The following is a 22,001-nucleotide window of genomic DNA, read 5'->3' as shown; positions in this document are numbered from 1 at the left end:
CGTTAAATACCGGTGGCTGTGCCTTCGCACTCAAGGGCTAAGACTTACTGCTTCTTGTCCTTTACTTCCTCGAACTCGGCATCCACCACATCGCCGTCTTCCTTATCAGCAGGCTGTGCCGCGCCTGCGCCTTGGGCATCGCCCTGGGTTTGCGCGTACATCATTTCAGCCAGCTTGTGCGAAGCGGTCATCAGTGCTTCGACTTTGGCATCGATCGCTGCCTTGTCTTCGCCCTTCAGTGCTTCTTCGGCTTCTTTCAGTGCAGCTTCAATCGTGGCCTTCTCTTCGGCAGACACCTTGTCACCGTAGTCAACCAGCGATTTCTTCACGCTGTGTACCAGCGTTTCGCCGTGGTTGCGCGACTGAACCAGCTCGTGCAGCTTCTGGTCTTCTTCGGCATTCGCTTCGGCATCCTGCACCATGCGCTGGATTTCGTCTTCGGACAGACCGCTGGACGCCTGGATGGTGATGGTGGCTTCCTTGCCGGTGCCCTTGTCTTTGGCCGATACGTGCAAGATACCGTTGGCGTCGATATTGAAGGCAACTTCAATCTGCGGCAGACCGCGTGGCGCCGGCGGAATATCGGACAGGTTGAACTGGCCCAGCGACTTGTTGGCCGCTGCTTTTTCACGCTCGCCCTGCAGCACGTGAATGGTCACGGCCGTCTGGTTGTCGTCAGCGGTGGAGAACACCTGCTGTGCCTTGGTCGGGATGGTGGTGTTCTTCTGGATCAGCTTGGTCATCACGCCGCCCATGGTCTCGATACCCAGCGACAGCGGGGTTACGTCCAGCAGCAGCACGTCCTTGCGCTCACCGGACAGAACCGAACCTTGCAGCGCGGCACCAACGGCAACGGCTTCGTCCGGGTTCACGTCCTTGCGTGCTTCCTTGCCGAAGAACTCTTTAACCTTGTCCTGCACCTTAGGCATACGGGTCTGGCCACCGACCAGAATCACATCGTCGATATCGGAGATCGACAGGCCAGCATCTTTCAGCGCGATGCGGCATGGCTCAATGGTACGGTCAACCAGGTCTTCCACCAAGGACTCGAACTTGGCGCGGGTAATCTTCATCGCCAGGTGCTTAGGACCGGTCGCATCCATGGTGATGTAAGGCAGATTCACTTCGGTCTGCTGGGTCGACGACAGTTCGATCTTGGCTTTTTCTGCCGCTTCTTTCAGGCGCTGCAGAGCCATTACGTCCTGCTTCAGGTCTACACCCTGCTCCTTCTTGAACTCAGTCACGATGTAATCGATGACGCGCTGGTCGAAGTCTTCACCGCCAAGGAAGGTGTCGCCGTTGGTCGACAACACTTCGAACTGGTGTTCGCCGTCTACATCGGCAATTTCAATAATGGACACGTCAAACGTACCACCACCCAAGTCATAGACGGCAATCTTGCGATCGCCTTCCAGCTTGGCCAGACCGAAAGCCAGTGCAGCTGCGGTAGGTTCGTTGATGATGCGCTTCACGTCCAGACCGGCAATACGGCCTGCATCCTTGGTAGCCTGACGCTGGCTGTCGTTGAAGTAAGCCGGTACGGTAATCACCGCTTCGGTCACTTCTTCGCCCAGATAGTCTTCCGCGGCCTTTTTCATCTTGCGCAGCACTTCGGCCGAGATCTGTGGCGGTGCCAGTTCCTGGTCACGTACCTTGACCCATGCATCGCCGTTCTTGGCTTTCATGATTTCGAAAGGCATCAGTTCGATGTCTTTCTGTACTTCTTTGTCTTCAAAGCGATGGCCGATCAGGCGCTTGATCGCGTACAGCGTGTTCTTAGGGTTGGTTACTGCCTGACGCTTGGCCGGCGCACCAACCAGAATTTCGCCATCTTCGACATAAGCGATGATGGAAGGGGTGGTACGGGTGCCTTCCGCATTTTCAATTACCTTGGGTGCACCACCTTCAATCACTGCGACGCAGGAGTTGGTTGTACCCAGGTCAATACCGATAATTTTTCCCATGATTCTTTGTCCTTTTATGTGTTCTGTAGCACGACTTCAGGATTGCTCTTAGCATCCAGCCATGCGTTTCAAGATATTGGCTATCCCATGTTTTTCAAGAGGCGAAAACGCAGGATTATGCTTTTTCCTTGGCGACCACCACCATGGCGGGGCGCAATACGCGCTCGGCAACGAGGTAGCCCTTTTGTAGCACACGGATTACGGTGCCAGCTTCGGCATCCGACTCTTCCATGCTCATTGCCGCATGCTGATGCGGGTCCAGCTTCTGCCCCAGCGGATTGATCTCGCTGATCTGGGACTTTTCAAAGGCGGCAACCAGTTGCTTAAGCGTCAGATCGACACCGAACTTGATATTGTCAAACTGGCCGCTCTGATCCTGTACCGCCATTTCAAGACTGTCCTTGACCGGCAGCATTTCCAGCAAAAATTTGTTGATCGCGTATTTATGCGCGGCAGCCACGTCTTCTTGCGAGCGGCGACGCAGGTTTTCCAGGTCAGCCAGTGAACGCAGATACTGGTCTTTCAGCGTCGCGATTTCGGCTTCCAGATCATTGATACGCGCGACAGCTTCATCGGACAGATCCGGCAAGGACAACTCCTCGACCGGCTCCAGCACAGCTTCGTCATGAGGTTCTACATTCTGTGTATTGAGATTTTCCTGCATTTTTAAACGGCTCCTCGAGCTGGATATGCTTATCAAACACCTTACTGGCTTGTCCCGTTCCAAGTTAAGGGCTACTGCCGATAATTCAAGCCCGTAAGCTAAATGCTCATTCAGCCATGCCCATTGTTCGGAAACGCACAATTCAAACATCAGTTCTATCGTGTTTGCACATCGCTTTGTTAGCATTTGAAAACAAAGCAATTTTATTTGCTGCGTCGCACACAGACATTTTTTTTTATGTTTTAATCATGTCACAGAGGCAAGCAACAAGCAGACGATTCCTCCACCCAGGAATCCGTCTGTTCAGCAAAAAAGCTACGGATATAAAGCGCAGCCCGCCCGCCGGCAACAAGTCCGGTATACGCAAAAACAAAGGATGGCCGGTTGCAACCGGCTGGATAGAACTGCATCGAAACTTAAGGACCTACACATGACTACTCGCGAACAACGCATCGCCGCCATTCAGCACGACTGGGATACCAATCCACGTTGGAAAGGCATCAAGCGCGGTTACACCGCCGCCGATGTTGAGCGCCTGCGCGGCTCCGTACAGAATGAATACAGCCTGGCCCGCCGCGGTGCAGAAAAGCTGTGGGGTCTGGTCAACAACGAGCCTTACATCAACTGCCTGGGCGCCCTGACCGGCGGCCAAGCCATGCAGCAAGTTAAGGCTGGCGTCAAAGCCATCTACCTGTCGGGCTGGCAGGTTGCTGCCGACAACAACGAATACTCGGCCATGTACCCGGACCAGTCGCTGTATCCAGTTGACTCGGTGCCTAAGGTGGTTGAGCGCATCAACAACGCCTTTACCCGCGCTGACGAAATCCAGCACTCCAAAGGTGTTGAGCAGGGCGATGCCGGCTTTGTCGACTACTACGCGCCTATCGTGGCCGATGCTGAAGCCGGTTTCGGCGGCGTACTGAACGCCTACGAACTGATGAAGGCCATGATCCGCGCCGGCGCAGGTGGTGTTCACTTTGAAGACCAGCTCGCTTCCGTCAAGAAGTGCGGCCACATGGGCGGCAAGGTACTGGTTCCAACCCAGGAAGCGGTACAGAAGCTGATCGCAGCCCGTATGGCTGCCGACGTCTACGGTGTACCAACACTGGTGATCGCCCGTACCGATGCCGAAGCTGCTGACCTGTTGACCAGCGACTACGACGAAAACGACAAGCCATTCCTGACTGGCGAACGTACCGCAGAAGGCTTCTACAAGACCAAAAAAGGTCTGGAACAAGCCATCAGCCGCGCCGTGGCCTACGCCGAATACGCTGACCTGGTATGGTGTGAAACCGGCACCCCGGATCTGGAATTTGCCCGCAAGTTTGCCGAAGCCGTACACGCCAAACACCCAGGCAAGCTCTTGGCCTACAACTGCTCGCCTTCTTTCAACTGGAAGAAAAACCTGGACGACGCAACCATCGCCAAGTTCCAGCGCGAGCTGGGCGCCATGGGTTACAAGTACCAGTTCATCACCCTGGCTGGCATTCACAGCATGTGGTACAACATGTTCGATCTGGCACAGGACTACGTGGCACGCGGCATGTCGGCCTACGTCGAGAAGGTACAAGAGCCAGAGTTCGCAGCACGCGACCGCGGCTACACCTTCGTGTCGCACCAGCAGGAAGTCGGCACTGGCTACTTCGATGATGTCACCACCGTGATCCAGGGCGGCAAGTCCTCGGTGACCGCGCTGACAGGCTCGACCGAAGAAGAGCAGTTCCACTGAGAATAGCGCTTATCAAGCACGCGCTTCTCTTGACCCCCGCCCGGCTTCGGGCGGGGGTTTTTGCAGCGCACTAAACGCGCTGAACAACAAAAAGCCCGCGGAACTCGCGGGCTTTTCTCTGGCAAAGCGTGCTTTATGCCGGCTCTGCGTGCAGGGCATCCTCGGCGAACTGCAGCACGACTTTATCCCCGGCATCCACATCCACCGTGACTTCGCCGCCACTGGCCAGACGGCCGAACAAGAGTTCGTCAGCCAAGGCCTTGCGGATGCAATCCTGAATCAGGCGCGCCATGGGTCGGGCACCCATCTGCGGATCGAAACCATGCTTGGCAAGATACAGGCGTAGTGCATCGGTAAAGTGGATATCGACTTTTTTCTCGTGCAATTGCTGCTCCAGTTGCAGCAGGAATTTGTCGACCACCTGCAGGATGATTTTTTCATCCAGCCGCGCAAACGGCACAATGGCATCCAGCCGGTTGCGGAACTCGGGGCTGAACAAACGCTTGATATCCGCCATTTCGTCCCCTGCCACCTTACTATCGGTAAAGCCCAGACTCGGCTTGGACAGCGACTCGGCACCGGCATTGGTGGTCAGGATAATCACCACATTGCGAAAATCCGCCTTGCGCCCGTTGTTATCGGTCAAGGTGCCGTGATCCATCACCTGCAGCAGCACATTGAAAATATCCGGGTGAGCTTTCTCGATCTCATCCAGCAACAGCACCGCATACGGATGCTTATTGACCGCCTCGGTCAATTGCCCGCCCTGTTCGTAACCGACATAGCCCGGTGGCGCGCCAATCAGGCGTGACACAGCATGACGCTCCATATACTCGGACATATCGAAGCGGATCAGCTCGACCCCCAGCACAAATGCCAGCTGGCGTGCGACCTCGGTTTTCCCCACCCCGGTCGGCCCGGAAAACAGGAAAGAACCGATAGGCTTTTGCGGATTGCCCAGACCTGAGCGGCTCATCTTGATCGCGGTCGCCAGATTGTCGATGGCCTTATCCTGCCCATACACGACATTCTTCAGATCACGCTCGATATTGCGCAGCACATTGCGGTCATCCGTCGAAACCGTCTTGGGCGGGATACGGGCACTTTTGGCCACCACCTCTTCGATCTCGCCCTTATTGATGACTTTCTTCTGCCGCGACTTGGGCAGGATTTTCTGCGCGGCACCCGCCTCGTCGATGACGTCTATTGCCTTGTCCGGCAAGTGACGATCGTTGATATAGCGCGCCGACAGTTCGGCGGCGGTCACCAGAGCCGCCAGCGTATAACGCACGCCATGATGCGCCTCGAAGCGACTCTTCAGCCCCTTCAGGATATCGATAGTCTGCGCCACGGTAGGCTCGCTGACATCGATCTTCTGGAAGCGGCGCGACAGCGCATTATCTTTTTCAAAGATGCCGCGGTACTCGTTATACGTCGTGGCACCGATACAGCGCAAACGGCCATTGGACAACACCGGCTTGAGCAGGTTGGATGCGTCCAGCGTCCCGCCGGAAGCGGCGCCTGCACCGATCAGGGTATGGATCTCGTCGATAAACAGAATGGCCTGCGGGTCTTCGGTCAGCTGCTTGATCACGGCCTTCAGACGCTGCTCGAAGTCGCCACGGTATTTGGTGCCAGCCAGCAATGCCCCCATATCCAGCGAATAAACGGTGGCCTGGGCCAATACATCCGGAATCTCTTCATTCACGATACGGCGTGCCAAACCTTCGGCAATCGCGGTTTTGCCAACCCCGGCTTCACCCACCAGCAGCGGATTATTCTTGCGCCGACGGCACAGAATCTGGATGGTGCGCTCAAGCTCGGCTTCGCGTCCGATCAAAGGATCGATCTTGCCTTCGCGCGCAAGCTGGTTCAGGTTCTGGGTATAGCTTTCCAGCGCGCCTCCCGGCCCGCTCGCCACCTCCTCCCCCTCAGCCTCGGGATTATTCTCCCGCGCTTGGGCATCGGGCTGCGAACGCTGCTTGGTGATGCCGTGAGAGATATAGTTGACGACATCCAACCGAGAAATGCCCTGCTGGTGCAGGTAGTACACCGCGTGCGAATCTTTCTCGCCAAAAATAGCCACCAGAATATTGGCCCCGGTTACTTCTTTCTTTCCGGAGGACTGTACATGCAAAATGGCACGCTGGATCACGCGCTGGAAGCCCAGGGTAGGCTGGGTTTCCACTTCCTTATCTCCGGGCACGGCCGGCGTATGCTCGTCGACGAAATCGCCAAGCTGCTTTTTCAGCTGCTCCAGATTCGCGCCGCAAGCACGCAGAACCTCGGCCGCAGAGGGGTTGTCTATCATCGCAAGCAGCAGATGCTCGACACTAATGAATTCGTGCCGCTTTTGCCTTGCGTCCATGAATGCCATATGCAGGCTGACTTCAAGTTCCTGGGCGATCATCAGTTTTCCTCCATCACACACTGCAGCGGATGCTGGTGCGTTCGTGCAAATTGCAACACCTGTTCAACCTTGGTCGCCGCAATATCCTTGGTATAAATACCACAGACACCACGCCCTAACTGGTGCACCTGTAACATGACCCGTGTGGCCTGTTCCCGGTCCATGCTGAAAAGTTGCTCCAACACTTCGATAACAAAATCCATCGGAGTGAAATCATCGTTCAACAATAGAACTTTAAACAAAGGTGGAGGAACGGCGCGAACCCGAGACGCCTCGAGAAGAACGTCATCCTTATACTGCGTAGACATGTTGGCTTTCCGCAAATTTTGCGTCTTTCAATTAATAGTGGCTGCATACCACGTTTTTTCAAGCCCAAATGACATACATACAAATATTCTTGACGCCATAGGCATTATTGGGTAGAAATAGTGGCTGGTGCTTGGCTTATGCTTTGCCATCGGAATGAAGCCGATGCGGCATTTGCTTTTGTTGTCTGGCCTCACCAGCCTGTTACCGTATGTTAAGGAAGTATAATGGCACTTGGCACCGTTAAATGGTTCAATGATTCGAAGGGCTTCGGCTTCATTACTCCAGACGAAGGCGGCGAAGATCTGTTCGCACACTTCTCTGCGATCAATATGCAAGGCTTCAAGACCCTCAAAGAAGGTCAACGCGTGAGCTTTGACATCGTTCAGGGCCCTAAGGGCAAGCAAGCTTCGAACATCCAAGCCGCTTAATCCGGTTTGCAGGCAGTCTGGCTTCACGCCGGGCTGCCGGATGAAAAAACCCGTCTTCCAAGTGAAGGCGGGTTTTTTGTTGTACCTACCCTACTTATCGTAGACGAAAAAATGGCCCGCAAAGGCGAGCCACTTTTCGGCAAGAGCCCAGACTTACATGCGGGCGATCATCGCGTCACCAAAGGCGGAGCAGCTCACCTCGGTCGCACCATCCATCAGACGGGCAAAGTCATAGGTGACCTGCTTGTCGGCAATCGCCGCTTCCATGGACTTGATCACCAGATCGGCGGCCTCAACCCAACCCAGATGACGCAGCATCATTTCGGCGGACAGAATCAGCGAACCCGGGTTGACCTTGTCCAGGCCAGCATATTTAGGCGCGGTGCCATGGGTCGCTTCAAACACGGCATACTGGTCGGAAATATTGGCGCCTGGCGCGATACCAATCCCGCCCACCTGAGCTGCCAGCGCATCGGAGATATAGTCGCCGTTCAGGTTGGTGGTCACGATGGTGTCGTACTCGGCCGGACGCAGCAGGATCTGCTGCAAGAAGGCGTCGGCGATAGCGTCCTTAACGATCACGTCACGGCCGGTCTTCGGGTTCACAAACTTGCACCATGGGCCGCCATCAATCAGCTCTGCACCGAACTCTTCCTGCGCCACTTTATAAGCGGTGTCGCGGAACAGGCCTTCGGTGAACTTCATGATATTGCCCTTGTGCACGATAGTCAGCGACTTGCGGTCGTTGTCGATCACGTACTTGAGCGCAGCGCGCACCAGACGGGTCGTGCCCTCGATCGAGATCGGCTTGATGCCGATGCCGGAGGTTTCCGGGAAGCGGATCTTCTTCACGCCCATCTCTTCTTGCAAGAAGGCGATGACTTTCTTGGCGGCATCGGACTCGGCCGACCACTCGATACCGGCGTAAATATCTTCGGTGTTTTCACGGAAGATGACCATATTGGTCAGCTCCGGATTTTTAAGCGGCGAAGGAACGCCCTTGAAGTACTGTACCGGACGCACGCACTGGTACAGATCCAGTTCCTGACGCAGAGCCACGTTCAAGGAACGAATGCCGCCGCCAACCGGCGTCGTCATCGGGCCCTTGATCGAAACGGCAAATTCTTTCAACGCAGCAAAAGTCTCGGCAGGCAGCCACTCATCCGGGCCATACAGACGCGTTGATTTCTCACCGGCATAAACTTCCATCCAGTGGATTTTTTTCTCGCCACGATAGGCTTTTTCTACAGCAGCATCGATGACCTTGATCATCACCGGGGTAATGTCTACACCGATGCCATCGCCTTCAATAAACGGAATAATCGGATGATTGGGGACAGCTTGCCCCGGGATGATTTTCTGACCTGCTGCAGGAACCTTGATCAGGGATTGATCGCTCATGCCTACTCCATCATGGGTTGATTGCAATTTTAGAGATACGGGTGCGGTCAGGCTTGACGCCAAGGTGGGTGCAGAGGCTACACCCATCTAAGCCATCTGCAAGGGCAGTAAGCCATGCAGACTGCGTGCACAACGCATTCAGAGGGGCGGTCTTGCCTTCGTCGGGGCTTTCTTATCACGGGTGCCACCTCATCCTTGTTATTATCCTGAAATTCACCGCTTACAGCTAGACCAAATGACTGAACTTGTCCTGTTAAATAAACCCTATGGCGTTATTTGCCAATTTTCCGAGCACGAAAAGCATCCGACGCTGAAAAGCTGCATGCCATTGCCCGGTGTTTATCCTGCCGGACGTCTGGACACAGACAGCGAGGGCCTGCTGCTACTGACCGGTGATGGCAAATTGCAACAGCGCATTGCCGACCCGCGCTTCAAGCTGCCTAAGACTTACTGGGTGCAGGTCGAAGGACAAATCCGCGAAGAACAACTGGAAGCCTTGCGTCAGGGCGTCGATCTGGGAGACTTCACCACCCGCCCTGCCCAAGCGCGCCGCATAGAGACACCCGAGCTATGGCCGCGCACACCACCAGTGCGCTTTCGCAAGACCGTGCCCGACGCCTGGCTGGAAATCATTATCAGCGAAGGAAAAAACCGTCAGGTCAGGCGCATGACCGCCAAGGTCGGCCTGCCAACCTTGCGTCTGGTACGGGTCGCCATTGGGCCATGGCATATTGAAGACCTGAAACCGGGCGAATGGCGCAAGCTTGCTGTCGCGCTTGAAGATTTGCCGCAAGTGCAGCATGCTAAAGGCATTTCAACGACAGGCAAATCAGGCCAGGCCAGACATAGCACGCCACGCAAGCCCTTCTTGCTGCGCAAAAAAAGCTGACCGCCTGCTTTGCCCGCCTCTTACCCGGATAAGGCGCGGTCATGCAGATACCTGAATACTACAACCCGGTTGCGCGCGAAATTGCCGAAGCGCTGATTCAAGGCTTTGATAAACACTACCGGCTGTTTCGCGCCAGCAGCCATGAAGCCAAGGCACTGTTTGAAACGGCCAACTGGCAAGGCATACAGAAGGCCATCCGTGACCGCATCCAGTTTTACGATGAGCGTGTCGAAGAAACCGTTTCCCGCCTGCAGCACGAACTGCATGCCGAGTTGCTGGATGATGAAATCTGGCAGCAGGCCAAGCTGTACTATATCGGCCTGCTGACCAACCACAAGCAACCGGAGCTGGCCGAAACCTTCTTCAATTCGGTCTTCTGCCGTATTTTGCACCGCGACTATTTCAATAACGACTTCATCTTCGTCCGTCCGGCGGTATCGACCGAATATATCGAGTCCGATCCGCCAACCTGGCGCAGCTACTACCCCAAGACCGGCGGGCTGCGCCATGCCATGCGCCAGATTGTGCGCGACTATGGCTGGCAACGCCCTTTCGCCAATCTGGCCCGGGATCTCGGCCACATCATCCGCCAGGCACACGAACACTTAGGCGGACAATGGCCGGCAGCAGAAACCAGCCTGCAAATCCAGGTCTTGCACTCGGCCTTCTACCGCAACAAGACCGCCTATATCTTCGGCAAGGTCATTAATGGCGGCAAGACCTACCCCTTTGCCATCCCCATCCTGCATGACGGCAACGGCAAGCTCTATCTGGACACCATCCTGTTCGAGCCATGGCGCATCAGCATTCTGTTCTCCTTCAGCCGCGCCCACTTTCTGGTCGATATGGAAGTGCCGTCCGGCTATATCCAGTTTCTGCGCTCCATGCTGCCGTCCAAGACCAAGGCCGAGCTGTACACCATGCTGGGCCTGCAAAAGCAGGGGAAGAACATCTTCTACCGCGACTTTATGCAGCATCTGTCGCACTCGAACGACCAGTTCGATATCGCGCCGGGGATACGGGGACTGGTGATGCTGGTTTTCAGCCTGCCCTCCTTCCCCTATGTCTTCAAACTGATCAAGGATGTATTTGGCAGCTCCAAAGAGGTCGACCATGCCACGGTCAAGCGCAAATACCTGCTGGTCAAACATCATGACCGCGTAGGACGCATGGCCGATACGCTGGAGTTCTCCAATGTGGCCTTTCCCAAGGCGCGCTTCAGTGCCGAACTCTTAAACGAGCTGCGCCAACTGGCACCCTCCCTGATCGAAGAGGACGACAACCGTCTCGTGATCAAGCATCTGTATATCGAACGGCGCATGAAACCGCTGAATCTGTATCTGATGAGCTGCCCGCCAGACGAGAAAGAGCGCGCCATTCGAGAATACGGCACCGCCATCAAGGAGCTGGCGATGGCCAATATCTTCCCCGGTGACATGCTGTTCAAGAACTTCGGTGTTACCCGCGATGGCCGGGTGATCTTCTACGATTACGATGAAATCGAATACATGACCGATTGCAACTTCCGCCGCATTCCGCCTGCGCCCAATCCGGAAATGGAGATGTCGGGAGAGGTATGGTATCCGGTCAAACGCAACGATGTGTTCCCCGAAGAGTTCGGTACCTTCTTGCTGGGCGACCCGGATGTACGCCGCGTCTTTCTCAAGCATCACCGCGACCTGCTGGACATCGACTTCTGGCAGCAGCGCCAGGAACGGATACGCGCTGGCTTTATCGAAGACTTCTACCCCTACCCGAGCGAGTTGCGCTTTATCAACCGCTACCCGCTACGCAGCTAAACACAAAAAAGCCGCCCGAAAACCGGGCGGCTTTTTTGCGTAAGCGTCATCAGACTCAGGCAGACAGTTCCAGCATCAGACGGTTGATGCGCTTAACGAAGCTGGCCGGATCTTCCAGCTTGCCGCCTTCGGCCAGCAGTGCCTGGTCAAACAACACATGCGCCAGATCCGCTGCGCGCGCGTCATCGCTTTCGCTCGCCAGACGCTTGACCAGCATATGCTCGGGGTTTACTTCCAGAACCGGACGCGAAACTGGCACATCCTGCCCGGCCTGCTTAAGCAGGCGCTCGAGATGGCTGCTCATCTCGTTTTCCCCCACGACCAGACACGCCGGGCTATCGGTCAGACGCAAGGTCGCGCGCACATCCTGTACCTGCTCGCCCAGCAAGGTCTTGACCCGTTCAACCAATGGACGGGCACTTTCCTCGGCTTCTTTCTGTGCAGCCTTATCAGCGTCGTCTTCCAGCGCGCCCAGATCCAGTTCGCCCTTGGCTACAGACACCAGCGCCTTGCCTTCAAATTCGGTCAGGCTGGCCGTCACCCACTCATCGACGCGGTCGATCAGCAGCAGTACTTCAACGCCCTTCTTGCGGAATACTTCAAGGTGCGGGCTGCCCACGGCTGCGGCATAACTGTCGGCGGTGATGTAATAGATCTTGTTCTGGCCTTCTTTCATCCGGCCGATATAGTCGGCCAGCGATACCACAGGCTCGGCACTGCCTTCATGGGTCGAAACAAAGCGCAGCAGCTTGGCGATACGCGCCTTGTTGGCAAAGTCTTCTCCGACGCCCTCTTTCAGTACCTGACCAAACTCGCTCCAGAAGGTCTTGTACTTGTCTGCATCATTGACGGCCAGATCATCCAGCAGACCCAGGACCTTCTTGACGCAACCGGCACGGATCGCATCGATATCCTTGCTTTCCTGCAAAATCTCGCGCGACACGTTCAATGGCAGGTCGGCCGAATCGATCACGCCACGCACGAAACGCAGATAATGCGGCATTAGCTTTTGCGCGTCTTCCATGATGAACACACGACGCACATACAGCTTGATGCCCTGCTTGCGTTCACGCTCGTACAGATCGAACGGTGCGCGTGCCGGAATATACAAGAGTTCGGTGTATTCCTGACGCCCTTCAACCCGGGCATGACTCCACGCCAGCGGGTCGGTAAAGTCGTGCGCGACATGCTTGTAGAATTCGCGGTACTGCTCGTCGCTGATCTCGCTCTTGCTGCGGCTCCACAGGGCGGAAGCCTGATTCACCGCTTCGAATTCTTCGCTGACGATTTCCTTGCCATCCTCATCGAAGCTGGCGGATTTCTGCATCTCGATCGGCAACGAGATATGGTCGGAATAGGTCCGCACGATCTGACGCAAACGCCAGTCGTTCAGAAACTCGTCCATGCCGTCCTTGAGATGCAGCACGATATCGGTGCCACGCGTGGCCTTGTCCACGTTTTCCAATGTGTACTCGCCATGGCCTTCCGATTCCCAGCGCACGCCTTCGCTCTCGGGAGCACCGGCACGGCGGGTGGTCAGCGTCACGCGGTCGGCAACGATAAAAGCCGAATAAAAGCCCACGCCGAACTGCCCGATCAGGCTGGCGTCTTTTTTTTCATCGCCAGTCAGCTGCTCGAAGAAAGCCTTGGTGCCCGACTTGGCAATGGTGCCGATATGCTCGATAACCTCGGCACGCGTCATACCGATGCCGTTGTCGCTAATAGTCAGCGTGCGCGCGTCCTTGTCAAAGGCGATGCGGATCTTGAGCTCGGGGTCGGACTCCAACAGTGCCGGCTGGGCGATGGCCTCGAAACGCAGCTTGTCGGATGCGTCGGATGCATTGGACACCAGCTCGCGCAGGAATATTTCCTTATTGGAATACAGGGAGTGAATCATCAGCTGCAACAGCTGTTTGACTTCGGTCTGAAAACCCAGGGTTTCTTTCTGTGCGCTCATGCTTGTCTCGGACAGGTGGTCAACAATAGCCTAGAGGTAGGGACAAGGCGTCAGCATTTCAATCCCCCAGACGCGACAAAGCCGCCATCACGGCGGCTCTACCCGAATAGCAAGACCCTGTCTCAGACGCGCAAGGCCGCCGGCAGCGGAAAACTGATTTTCTCCTCGACCCCGGGCAACTCCTCGACCACATCCAGCCCCTGCGCACGGATCGCTTCGATGACCGCTGCTACCAGCACTTCGGGCGCCGAGGCGCCGGCCGTGACACCGACCCGCTCTTTGCCTGCAAACCAGGCCTGCTTGAGCTCGGTCGCGTTGTCCACCATATAGGCTTCAACACCGCGCAAGGCAGCCACTTCACGCAAGCGGTTGGAGTTGGAGCTGGCAGGCGAGCCGACCACGATAATCAGATCGCACTGCTCGGTCATGGCCTTGACCGCATCCTGCCGGTTTTGCGTGGCGTAGCAGATATCGTCTTTTTTCGGACTGACAATCGCCGGAAAGCGTGCCTTGAGTGCCGCGATAATGTCGCGCGTCTCATCCACCGACAAGGTGGTCTGGCTGACATAGGACAAAGCCTCTGGGCGGCTAAGCTGCAGGCGCGCCACATCGTCGACGCTTTCGACCAGATACATGCCGCCGTCGGCCTGCCCCATGGTGCCCTCGACCTCGGGATGCCCCTTGTGCCCTATCATCACGATGTCCATGCCGGCCTCACGCATGCGCTTGACCTCGACATGCACCTTGGTCACCAAGGGACACGTGGCATCAAACACATTCAGGCCCTTGGCTTCGGCCTCGGCGCGTACCGACAGCGGAACGCCGTGCGCCGAGTAGATCAGCGTGGCACCGGCCGGCACATCGGCCAGGTCCTCGATAAATACAGCGCCCTTGTCGCGCAAGCCTTCCACCACAAAGCGGTTATGCACCACCTCATGGCGGACATAGATGGGCGCACCGTAAATTTCCAGCGCCCGCTCGACGATGGCGATAGCCCGGTCAACCCCGGCACAAAAACCGCGCGGATTGGCCAGCATGATGGTCTTCGTCATTCTTTTCACTTTCCATGCAAGAAGGGCCGGCAAGCCGGCCCTCGGTCATCACTGTCCGGCGGGGTGCCGGAAACTGTCTATCACCATCAGCACCGCGCCAACGCAGATAAAGGAGTCCGCCAGATTGAATGCAGGGTAATACCAGCTCTGGTAATAATGCAGCTGGATGAAGTCGATCACATGACCATGGATCATGCGGTCAATCACATTACCGATGGCGCCACCGATGATAAAGGCGGCGGCCAGATTCATCAGCGTGCTAAAGCGCTTCTTGATGATATTCCAGCCCAGCCAGCCCGATACCCCGAACGCCAGCGCCGTGAAAAAGTACTTCTGCCAGCCACCGGCATCCGCCAGAAAGCTGAATGCTGCCCCCGGGTTGTACAGCAAGGTAAAGTTGAAGAAGCCGGGAATGACCTCCCTCACCTCGCCAAAGCGGAACTCGGTGTTGAACCAGGTCTTGGTGAGCTGGTCCAGCACCACGATGGCGACAGCTAAAGCAAACCAGACCAGACTGCCTTGCCCTGTGCCGCGTTCAGTCACCGCAGAGTTGCCGGCAACATCAGGCATAGCTGCGCACCTCACCCTTGCCATCGATGTTTTCCACGCAACGCCCGCATACATGACCGTGGCCGGCATGCGTGCCTACATCGCTGCGGTAGTGCCAGCAACGGTCGCACTTGGCGTGATCCGCAGCCGACACCTTGACCGTGGTCACATCGCCGGCACTCAAACGCACACGCGACACGATAAACACGAACTTGAGATCTTCCCCCAGGCTGGACAGCAGCGGGAACAGCGCCTCATCCGCCACGATATCCAGCTCAGCCTGCAGGGACGAACCCAGCTTGTCCTCGCCGCGCAAGGTTTCGACATCCTTGTTCACCTGAGCGCGCAACTCGCGGATGCGGCTCCACTTGGCCAGCAAGGCCTGGGCCGCGCCATCATCCAGCTGCGGGAACTCGTGCCAGGTATGGAACAGCGCCGATTCTTCCTCGCTACCGGTCAAAACCTGCCATGCCTCATCCGAGGTAAAGCACAGCACCGGTTGCAGCAAGAGCAGCAAGCTGCGCGTGATATGGTAAAGCGCGGTCTGTGCACTGCGACGGCCGGCACTATCGGCCTGCATGGTGTACAGGCGGTCCTTGATCACGTCCAGATAGAAGGCACCCATATCCTCGGAGCAATAGCCGACGATTTCCTGCATGGCCTGATGGAAGGCATAACGGCTGTACTGGTCACCGGCCACCTTGTCCTGCACATTCTTGGCCAGCAAAATGGCGTACTGATCCAGCTCGAGCAGACGGCCAAACGGTACGGCGTCCTGCAGCGGATCGAAATCCGACAGGTTGGCCAACAGGAAGCGCAAAGTATTGCGCAGGCGGCGATAGCTCTCGGTCACGCGCTTGAGGATCTCGTCCGAAATGGCCAGCTCGCCCGAGTAATCGGTCGATGCCACCCACAGGCGCAGAATATCGGCGCCCAGACTGTCGTTGACCTTTTGCGGCGCGACCACATTGCCCTTGGACTTGGACATCTTCAGGCCCTTGCCATCCACCACGAAACCGTGGGTCAGCAACTGCTTGTAAGGCGCGCGGCCGATGGTGCCGCAACCGGTCAGCAAGGAGCTCTGGAACCAGCCGCGGTGCTGGTCGGACCCCTCCAGATACAGGTCGGCCGGCCACGCGAGCTCAGGGCGCTGCTTCAAGACGGCAAAGTGGGTCGAGCCGGAGTCAAACCACACATCCAGCGTGTCGGACAGTTTCTTGTAGTGCTCGGCCTCTTCGCCCAGCAAGTCTTTCGCATCCAGGCTAAACCAGGCCTCTATGCCCTGCTGCTCGATACGCAGCGCGACTTCTTCCAGCAAGGCGCCGGAGCGTGGATGCAGCTCGCCGCTTTCCTTGTGCACGAAGAAGGTCATTGGCACACCCCAGCTGCGCTGGCGCGACACACACCAGTCCGGACGGTTGGAAATCATGGATTCCAGACGCGCACGCCCCCAGGCCGGGAAGAACTCTGTGCTCTCCACGGCGCGGCGGGCGCGATAGCGCAAGGTCTCGCCCTCTTTGCCCGGTTTTTCCATGCCGATAAACCACTGCGCGGTCGCACGGAAGATAATCGGGGTCTTGTGGCGCCAGCAATGCGGATAGCTGTGCACCAGCTTGATATTGGCCAGCAGCACGCCCTTCTCTTGCAGCAGCGCGATAACGGCAGGATTGGCTTCCCATACGCTCATGCCGGCAAAGAATTCGGTTGCCGAGGTATAGCGGCCATTGTCCATCACCGGATTTTCCACCGGCAGACCATAGGCGCGGCCGACCTGGAAGTCTTCCAGACCATGCGCCGGAGCGGTGTGCACCAGACCGGTACCTGCATCGGTGGTCACGTGATCGCCCAGAATCACCGGCACCTGACGTGCGTAGAACGGGTGGTTCAGCATCAGCATGTCCAGCTTTTCACCGGCCACTTCGGCCAGCAGCGTAGCATCGGCGCAGCCATAACGCGCAAGCGCCAACTCCGCCAGATCCTTGGCCAGAATCAGCTTGCCCTTGACCGTGTCGAACAACTGGTAAGTCAGGGTCGGGCTGACCGATACCGCTTGGTTCGCAGGCAAAGTCCACGGCGTCGTGGTCCAGATCACGGCATAGGCGTTGGATGCGTCGGAAATGCCGAACACTTCAGCCAGACGCGCGGCATCAGCCACCGGGAAGGCAACATCAATCGCCGGCGATGCCTTGTCTTCATACTCGACTTCCGCCTCGGCCAGCGCCGAGCCACACTCGATACACCAGTGCACCGGCTTCTCGCCCTTGAACAGGAAGCCGTTGTCGTTGATTTTGCCCAGAGTGCGCACGATGTCGGCTTCGGTCTTGAAGTCCATCGTCAGATAAGGATTATCCCAGTCACCCAATACGCCCAGACGGATGAAGTCCTTCTTCTGGCGTGCAATCTGCTCCTTGGCGTACTCGCGGCACAGTTCGCGGAACTTGGCGGCCGGAATATCCTTGCCATGCAGCTTTTCCACCATCAGCTCGATAGGCAGGCCATGGCAGTCCCAACCCGGGACATAGGGCGCATCGAAGCCGGACAGCGTGCGCGAGCGCACGATAATGTCCTTGAGTACCTTGTTCACCGCATGGCCGATATGGATGTCGCCGTTGGCATAGGGCGGGCCGTCATGCAGGACAAACTTCGGACGCCCGGCGCAGAGCTTGCGCAATTTGTCGTAGCGCTTTTCTTCCTGCCAGCGCTTGACCCAGGCGGGTTCACGTTTGGCCAAATCACCCCGCATCGGGAATGGTGTATCCAGCAGGTTGACGGTCTTGCGGTAATCGATGCTCATGCCTGTTCTCGCTGCAAATTGTTCAAATAGCTTCGTGCGCTGCTAGCATCATGTTCTATCTGTGCTACCAACGAATCCAAATCATCATAGCGCGCTTCATCGCGCAGTTTTTTCAGGAAGCGTACGGTCATGCGCTGGCCATACAAATCGCCAGCAAAATCAAACAGGTGCACTTCCAGCTTGTAGTCCTGACTCTGGCTGACCGTCGGATTCTTTCCTAGGCTGGCCACGCCGCCAAAGGTACCACTAGCAGTATCCGCCTCGACCACGAATACGCCCTCCAGCGCCGGCTTACGGTGCGGCAAATGAATATTGGCGGTAGGGAAACCCAGCGTACGCCCAAGTTTGCGGCCATGCATGACCCGGCCAGACAATTGGTAAGAATGACCCAGAAAGTGCTCGGCAGCATCCAGATTCCCCGCCGCCAGGCACTCGCGTACCCGCGTACTGGATGCGCGCTCGCCCTTGACCAGCACCGAAGGCATGGCCTCGGTCACAAAGTGCGGACAAGCACACAATAAGGAAAAATCGCCGCTACGCTTGGCGCCGAACTGGAAATCATCCCCTATCAGCAAATAGCGGGTATTCAACGCCCCGACCAACACCTCATCGATAAATGCCTGTGCCTCCATGCGGGCGAACGCATGGTTGAAGCGGTAGACAAATACCCTGTCCACCAAGCCGGAGGCCTCCAGCTCGGCCAGCTTGTCGCGCAAGGTAGAAAGGCGTGCCGGTGGCTCGGTGCGGCTAAAAAATTCTCGGGGGTGCGGCTCGAATGTCAGCACGGCACTAGGCAGTCCACGCAGATCGGCCTCGGCACGCAGGCGCTTCAGCATATTCTGGTGCCCCTGATGGACACCATCGAAGTTGCCTATGGTCAGCGCACACCCGGGCAAACCAAAGCGACGGGGATCTCCGAAATATACCTGCATTGCCGCCCTTTGCCCTGAAAGCCTTCGATTGTAGCGGTCGACGCTTGCCAGCGTCCAGCCTTGCACCACAAGCAATGGCGGCTTTACGCAAGATAGTGGGCCATCTTGCCGGCAAAACAAAAAAGCCCTGCATCAGCAGGGCTTTTTATCGGATAAAAACAGAATTACTTCTGTTCAACCATGGATTCCTTCATGGCATTGATGGTCACGTCAACGCGACGATCGCCAGCCACGCAAGCCTTCATTTCAGCCTGGGTCTTCAGCTTCTTGGCCTTGCACTCTTGGGTCAGGCCATCAGCAGCCTTGCCCTTGCCAACTGCGGTCACCTTGGCTGCGGCAACGCCGTTTTCAACCAGGAAGGTGCGCACGGTGTCAGCACGCTCTTGCGACAGCTTCTGGTTGTACTTGTCGGAACCGTAGAAGTCGGTGTAACCAGCCAGCTCAACCGATTGCAGCTTGTCGCCATTGGCCTTCAGCTTTTCAACCAGCGGGCCCAGTTCTTCTTTAGCTTCAGGGCGCAGGGTGGCCTTGGCAAAGTTGAAGAATACGTCAGCCGACAGGGAAATCTTTTCCTGTACCAGAACCATTACTGGCGCAACGACAACCTTGACGGCTTCGCGGTCACCGCACTCAACCAGACCGTCTTTGGCCTTGTCGAAAGATGCAGTTCTCCAGCACTCGCCGTAGTTGTTACGTACGACTTTGTCAGTTGCCTGGTCATCCAGATAGCCTGGGTGAGCGGCAAATGCACTGGTGGAAACCAGCAGGGCGCCAAGCAAGGCACTTACTTTGAGCTGTTTGATCATCTTAAACTTCCCTTTTCTTTAAAAGCCAGTATCAAAAGTGCCTCGCTTGCCTTTAATGGATGGTGAGACACCTTCATCACTCTAGCGTGCAAAATTCAATATGCAAGGCTTTAGCACTATATAAACACATTTACATAGTGTCAACTCGCTAGGCCATCAAACCCTGCCATCTATGGCATAAAAACAACAAAATTAGTAAATACCGATTTGCTTAATGCCCTTAGCTTTGACATATATGTTTAAAAAACACGCTTAAATAATGGCTCGGCGCGGCGCCAGGAAACCTGATAACCATCGGAGAAGTCCTGCAGTGCAGCCAGCGCCTGAGTTGCATCCCTGTCTTCCCGCACTGCAAAGCTGTCAAAACCGGTTTGATGCAGATAATACAACTGGTCTTGCAGCACATCACCAATCGCGCGCAACTCTCCGGCATAGCCATAACGCTCGCGCAGCAAACGCGCCAGGCTATAGCCGCGGCCATCGGTAAATGCGGGAAAATCAATGGCGATTAACGGTAGGTCGGCCAAATGGGGCAGCAGCGCAGCAATATCTGCATCCGGCGCAAGCCAAGGTGCAGAGCGATGGCTATGCACCAAACCTGCCGACAGCCAGACTTCCAGCGGAACGATCACATCTTGTGCCGGCCATGAATGACTTTCTTCACGCAGCAGCAGCCATTCGTCCGCAGTGACTTGCCCGTTTTTAATGATGTTGCGCATAGACCGACTCCTTAAAGGGTACGAGGCCAATACGCCGTACCGTTTCGATAAAGCGCTCTCCAGCCTGACGCTTGGCGATGTAAACCCCCAGAATCTTCTCGAAGACCTCTGGAATATCCGCCTGGGCAAACGAAGGGCCGATGACCTTACCTAGCGAGGCCAGATTTCCCTGACTTCCACCCAGCGTAATCTGGTACCACTCCTCACCATTTTTATCGACACCCAGAATACCGATATGACCGATATGGTGGTGACCGCAGGCATTGATGCAACCGGACAAATTGCAATCGATCTCGCCCAAGTCATGCAGATAATCCAGATCATCGAAGCGGCGCTGTATCGCCTCGGCAACCGGGATCGACTTGGCATTGGCCAGACCGCAGAAGTCGCCGCCCGGGCAGCAAATCATATCGGTCAGCAAACCGATATTCGGCGTAGCAAAACCCCACTCACGCGCCAAGGTCCACAAGGCGAACAAATCCTGTTCCCGTACATCCGGCAGAATCAGGTTCTGCTCGTGGGCGGCACGAATCTCGCCAAAACCGAAGCGCTCGGCCATCCCGGCTACGGCATCCATCTGCTCGGCCGTAATATCACCAGGCGGCACGCCGGTTTTTTTCAATGACAACACTACGGCGCGATAACCCGGCTGCCGGTGGGCACGGGTATTGCGTTCAAGCCAGCGCACAAAAGCAGGATGTGCTTCCATGGCGGCTGCCAGCTCGACTGGATGAGGCGGCAGCACCTCATAAGCCGGTGCCGTAAAGAAGCTGGCAAAATGCGCGATATCCTGCGCGCGCAAGGTCGCCGCACCACCTTTCAGATGCTGCCACTCATCCTCGACCTTGGCAGCAAAACCCTCTACCGTCATCGCTTTGACCAAAATCTTGATGCGCGCCTTGTATTTGTTGTCACGCCGGCCAAAGCGGTTGTATACGCGCAGCACGGCATCCAGGTAGGTCAACAGATGCTCGCCCGGCAAAAATTCCCGAACCTGCTCGCCTATCACTGGCGTGCGCCCCAAGCCTCCGCCCACCAGCACGCGAAAGCCGACCTCGCCGTCGGCATTTCTGACCACCTGCAACCCGATATCATGCACCCAGGTTGCGGCTCTATCCTCCAGGCTGCCTGAGACCGCAATCTTGAATTTACGCGGCAGATAGGCAAACTCGGGATGCAAGGTGCTCCACTGGCGGATAATTTCGCACCAGGGGCGCGGGTCCAGCAGTTCATCAGCTGCCACACCGGCAAAGGCATCTGTGGTGGTATTGCGTACGCAATTTCCTGATGTCTGGATTGCGTGCATTTCAACACCGGCTAGCTCGGCCAGAATATCCGGCACACTCTCCAGCGCCGGCCAATTGAACTGGACGTTTTGCCGGGTGGTAAAGTGGGCATAGCCTTTGTCGTAAGTGCGGGCAATATGTGCCAGCTTGCGCATCTGATGACTGCTGAAATGCCCGTAAGGAATAGCCACCCGCAACATCGGTGCGTGGCGCTGTATATACAGGCCATTCATCAGGCGCAAGGGACGAAACTCTTCTTCGGACAATTCGCCAGCCAGAAAGCGCCGGGTCTGGTCGCGAAACTGCGCCACCC

General features: G+C 56.5%; 17 protein-coding genes. 4 read left to right on the top strand and 13 right to left on the bottom strand.

The features are described 5' to 3' along the window. Positions 1-44 precede the first annotated feature (44 nt). Positions 45-1,964: a molecular chaperone DnaK gene (gene dnaK, locus EGI20_RS06935; RefSeq protein ID WP_498630763.1), complete on the bottom strand. Its 1,920-nt coding sequence runs from the start codon at positions 1,962-1,964 to the stop codon at positions 45-47. Positions 1,965-2,079: 115 nt separating this feature from the next. Then, positions 2,080-2,628 (bottom strand): nucleotide exchange factor GrpE, encoded by a 549-nt coding sequence (gene grpE / locus EGI20_RS06930; protein WP_124736360.1) that lies wholly within the window; start codon positions 2,626-2,628, stop codon positions 2,080-2,082. Between the two features lie 430 nt (positions 2,629-3,058). On the opposite strand from grpE, the gene aceA reads away from it, so the two are divergent. Beyond that, positions 3,059-4,357 carry an isocitrate lyase gene (aceA, locus tag EGI20_RS06925; RefSeq protein WP_498630761.1) on the top strand — a complete coding sequence of 433 codons (1,299 nt, stop codon included), beginning with the start codon at positions 3,059-3,061 and terminating at the stop codon, positions 4,355-4,357. Between the two features lie 133 nt (positions 4,358-4,490). On the opposite strand, the gene clpA is transcribed toward aceA, so the two are convergent. Next, entirely contained in the window at positions 4,491-6,767 is a 2,277-nt protein-coding gene (gene clpA, locus EGI20_RS06920; RefSeq protein WP_498630759.1) for an ATP-dependent Clp protease ATP-binding subunit ClpA, read from the bottom strand. Then, positions 6,767-7,075 (bottom strand): ATP-dependent Clp protease adapter ClpS, encoded by a 309-nt coding sequence (gene clpS / locus EGI20_RS06915; RefSeq protein WP_124736363.1) that lies wholly within the window; start codon positions 7,073-7,075, stop codon positions 6,767-6,769. The genes clpA and clpS overlap by 1 nt, the downstream gene beginning before the upstream one ends. Positions 7,076-7,300: 225 nt before the next feature. Here clpS and EGI20_RS06910 point away from each other — a divergent pair, with 225 nt between their 5' ends. Next, positions 7,301-7,504, top strand: a complete 204-nt coding sequence (locus tag EGI20_RS06910; RefSeq protein WP_124736364.1) for a cold-shock protein — start codon at positions 7,301-7,303, stop codon at positions 7,502-7,504. A 153-nt stretch (positions 7,505-7,657) separates the two neighbouring features. Here the strand turns inward: EGI20_RS06910 and icd are convergent, their stop codons facing one another. Then, a complete protein-coding gene (gene icd / locus EGI20_RS06905; protein ID WP_124736365.1) occupies positions 7,658-8,905 on the bottom strand; it encodes an NADP-dependent isocitrate dehydrogenase in 1,248 nt (415 codons plus the stop codon). A 235-nt stretch (positions 8,906-9,140) separates the two neighbouring features. On the opposite strand from icd, the gene EGI20_RS06900 reads away from it, so the two are divergent. Beyond that, a complete protein-coding gene (locus EGI20_RS06900) occupies positions 9,141-9,794 on the top strand; it encodes a pseudouridine synthase (protein ID WP_124736366.1) in 654 nt (217 codons plus the stop codon). Between the two features lie 41 nt (positions 9,795-9,835). Beyond that, entirely contained in the window at positions 9,836-11,593 is a 1,758-nt protein-coding gene (gene aceK, locus EGI20_RS06895) for a bifunctional isocitrate dehydrogenase kinase/phosphatase (protein WP_498630756.1), read from the top strand. A 55-nt stretch (positions 11,594-11,648) separates the two neighbouring features. On the opposite strand, the gene htpG is transcribed toward aceK, so the two are convergent. From htpG to EGI20_RS06855, 8 genes are all read right to left on the bottom strand, one after another. Next, a complete protein-coding gene (gene htpG / locus EGI20_RS06890) occupies positions 11,649-13,550 on the bottom strand; it encodes a molecular chaperone HtpG (RefSeq protein ID WP_498630754.1) in 1,902 nt (633 codons plus the stop codon). A gap of 122 nt (positions 13,551-13,672) precedes the next feature. Beyond that, positions 13,673-14,602, bottom strand: a complete 930-nt coding sequence (gene ispH, locus EGI20_RS06885) for a 4-hydroxy-3-methylbut-2-enyl diphosphate reductase (protein ID WP_498630752.1) — start codon at positions 14,600-14,602, stop codon at positions 13,673-13,675. A 48-nt stretch (positions 14,603-14,650) separates the two neighbouring features. Further along, entirely contained in the window at positions 14,651-15,172 is a 522-nt protein-coding gene (gene lspA / locus EGI20_RS06880) for a signal peptidase II (RefSeq protein WP_498630750.1), read from the bottom strand. Continuing rightward, positions 15,165-17,945: an isoleucine--tRNA ligase gene (ileS, locus tag EGI20_RS06875; protein WP_498630749.1), complete on the bottom strand. Its 2,781-nt coding sequence runs from the start codon at positions 17,943-17,945 to the stop codon at positions 15,165-15,167. The genes lspA and ileS overlap by 8 nt, the downstream gene beginning before the upstream one ends. Next, positions 17,942-18,877, bottom strand: coding sequence for a bifunctional riboflavin kinase/FAD synthetase (locus EGI20_RS06870; RefSeq protein WP_498630747.1), 936 nt, complete (start codon positions 18,875-18,877; stop codon positions 17,942-17,944). Before EGI20_RS06870 ends, ileS begins: the two co-directional genes overlap by 4 nt. A 164-nt stretch (positions 18,878-19,041) precedes the next feature. Continuing rightward, positions 19,042-19,683 carry an OmpA family protein gene (locus tag EGI20_RS06865; RefSeq protein WP_498630745.1) on the bottom strand — a complete coding sequence of 214 codons (642 nt, stop codon included), beginning with the start codon at positions 19,681-19,683 and terminating at the stop codon, positions 19,042-19,044. A gap of 239 nt (positions 19,684-19,922) precedes the next feature. Continuing rightward, positions 19,923-20,402, bottom strand: a complete 480-nt coding sequence (locus EGI20_RS06860; protein WP_498630743.1) for a DUF934 domain-containing protein — start codon at positions 20,400-20,402, stop codon at positions 19,923-19,925. Next, the gene (locus tag EGI20_RS06855; RefSeq protein ID WP_498630741.1) at positions 20,386-21,999 is read right to left on the bottom strand and encodes a nitrite/sulfite reductase; all 1,614 of its coding nucleotides are present in this window, start codon (positions 21,997-21,999) and stop codon (positions 20,386-20,388) included. Before EGI20_RS06855 ends, EGI20_RS06860 begins: the two co-directional genes overlap by 17 nt. Positions 22,000-22,001: the final 2 nt, after the last annotated feature.

This window comes from Aquitalea sp. S1-19 (assembly GCF_024343515.1).
This window is presented reverse-complemented; position numbering and strand designations above follow the sequence as displayed.

Bases quoted from the DNA above. Each gene is read 5' to 3' on its own strand.
- dnaK (WP_498630763.1), bottom strand. From the start codon at position 1,964: ATGGGAAAAATTATCGGTATTGACCTGGGTACAACCAACTCCTGCGTC.
- grpE (WP_124736360.1), bottom strand. From the start codon at position 2,628: ATGCAGGAAAATCTCAATACACAGAATGTAGAACCTCATGACGAAGCT.
- aceA (WP_498630761.1), top strand. From the start codon at position 3,059: ATGACTACTCGCGAACAACGCATCGCCGCCATTCAGCACGACTGGGAT.
- clpA (WP_498630759.1), bottom strand. From the start codon at position 6,767: ATGATCGCCCAGGAACTTGAAGTCAGCCTGCATATGGCATTCATGGAC.
- clpS (WP_124736363.1), bottom strand. From the start codon at position 7,075: ATGTCTACGCAGTATAAGGATGACGTTCTTCTCGAGGCGTCTCGGGTT.
- EGI20_RS06910 (WP_124736364.1), top strand. From the start codon at position 7,301: ATGGCACTTGGCACCGTTAAATGGTTCAATGATTCGAAGGGCTTCGGC.
- icd (WP_124736365.1), bottom strand. From the start codon at position 8,905: ATGAGCGATCAATCCCTGATCAAGGTTCCTGCAGCAGGTCAGAAAATC.
- EGI20_RS06900 (WP_124736366.1), top strand. From the start codon at position 9,141: ATGACTGAACTTGTCCTGTTAAATAAACCCTATGGCGTTATTTGCCAA.
- aceK (WP_498630756.1), top strand. From the start codon at position 9,836: ATGCAGATACCTGAATACTACAACCCGGTTGCGCGCGAAATTGCCGAA.
- htpG (WP_498630754.1), bottom strand. From the start codon at position 13,550: ATGAGCGCACAGAAAGAAACCCTGGGTTTTCAGACCGAAGTCAAACAG.
- ispH (WP_498630752.1), bottom strand. From the start codon at position 14,602: ATGACGAAGACCATCATGCTGGCCAATCCGCGCGGTTTTTGTGCCGGG.
- lspA (WP_498630750.1), bottom strand. From the start codon at position 15,172: ATGCCTGATGTTGCCGGCAACTCTGCGGTGACTGAACGCGGCACAGGG.
- ileS (WP_498630749.1), bottom strand. From the start codon at position 17,945: ATGAGCATCGATTACCGCAAGACCGTCAACCTGCTGGATACACCATTC.
- EGI20_RS06870 (WP_498630747.1), bottom strand. From the start codon at position 18,877: ATGCAGGTATATTTCGGAGATCCCCGTCGCTTTGGTTTGCCCGGGTGT.
- EGI20_RS06865 (WP_498630745.1), bottom strand. From the start codon at position 19,683: ATGATCAAACAGCTCAAAGTAAGTGCCTTGCTTGGCGCCCTGCTGGTT.
- EGI20_RS06860 (WP_498630743.1), bottom strand. From the start codon at position 20,402: ATGCGCAACATCATTAAAAACGGGCAAGTCACTGCGGACGAATGGCTG.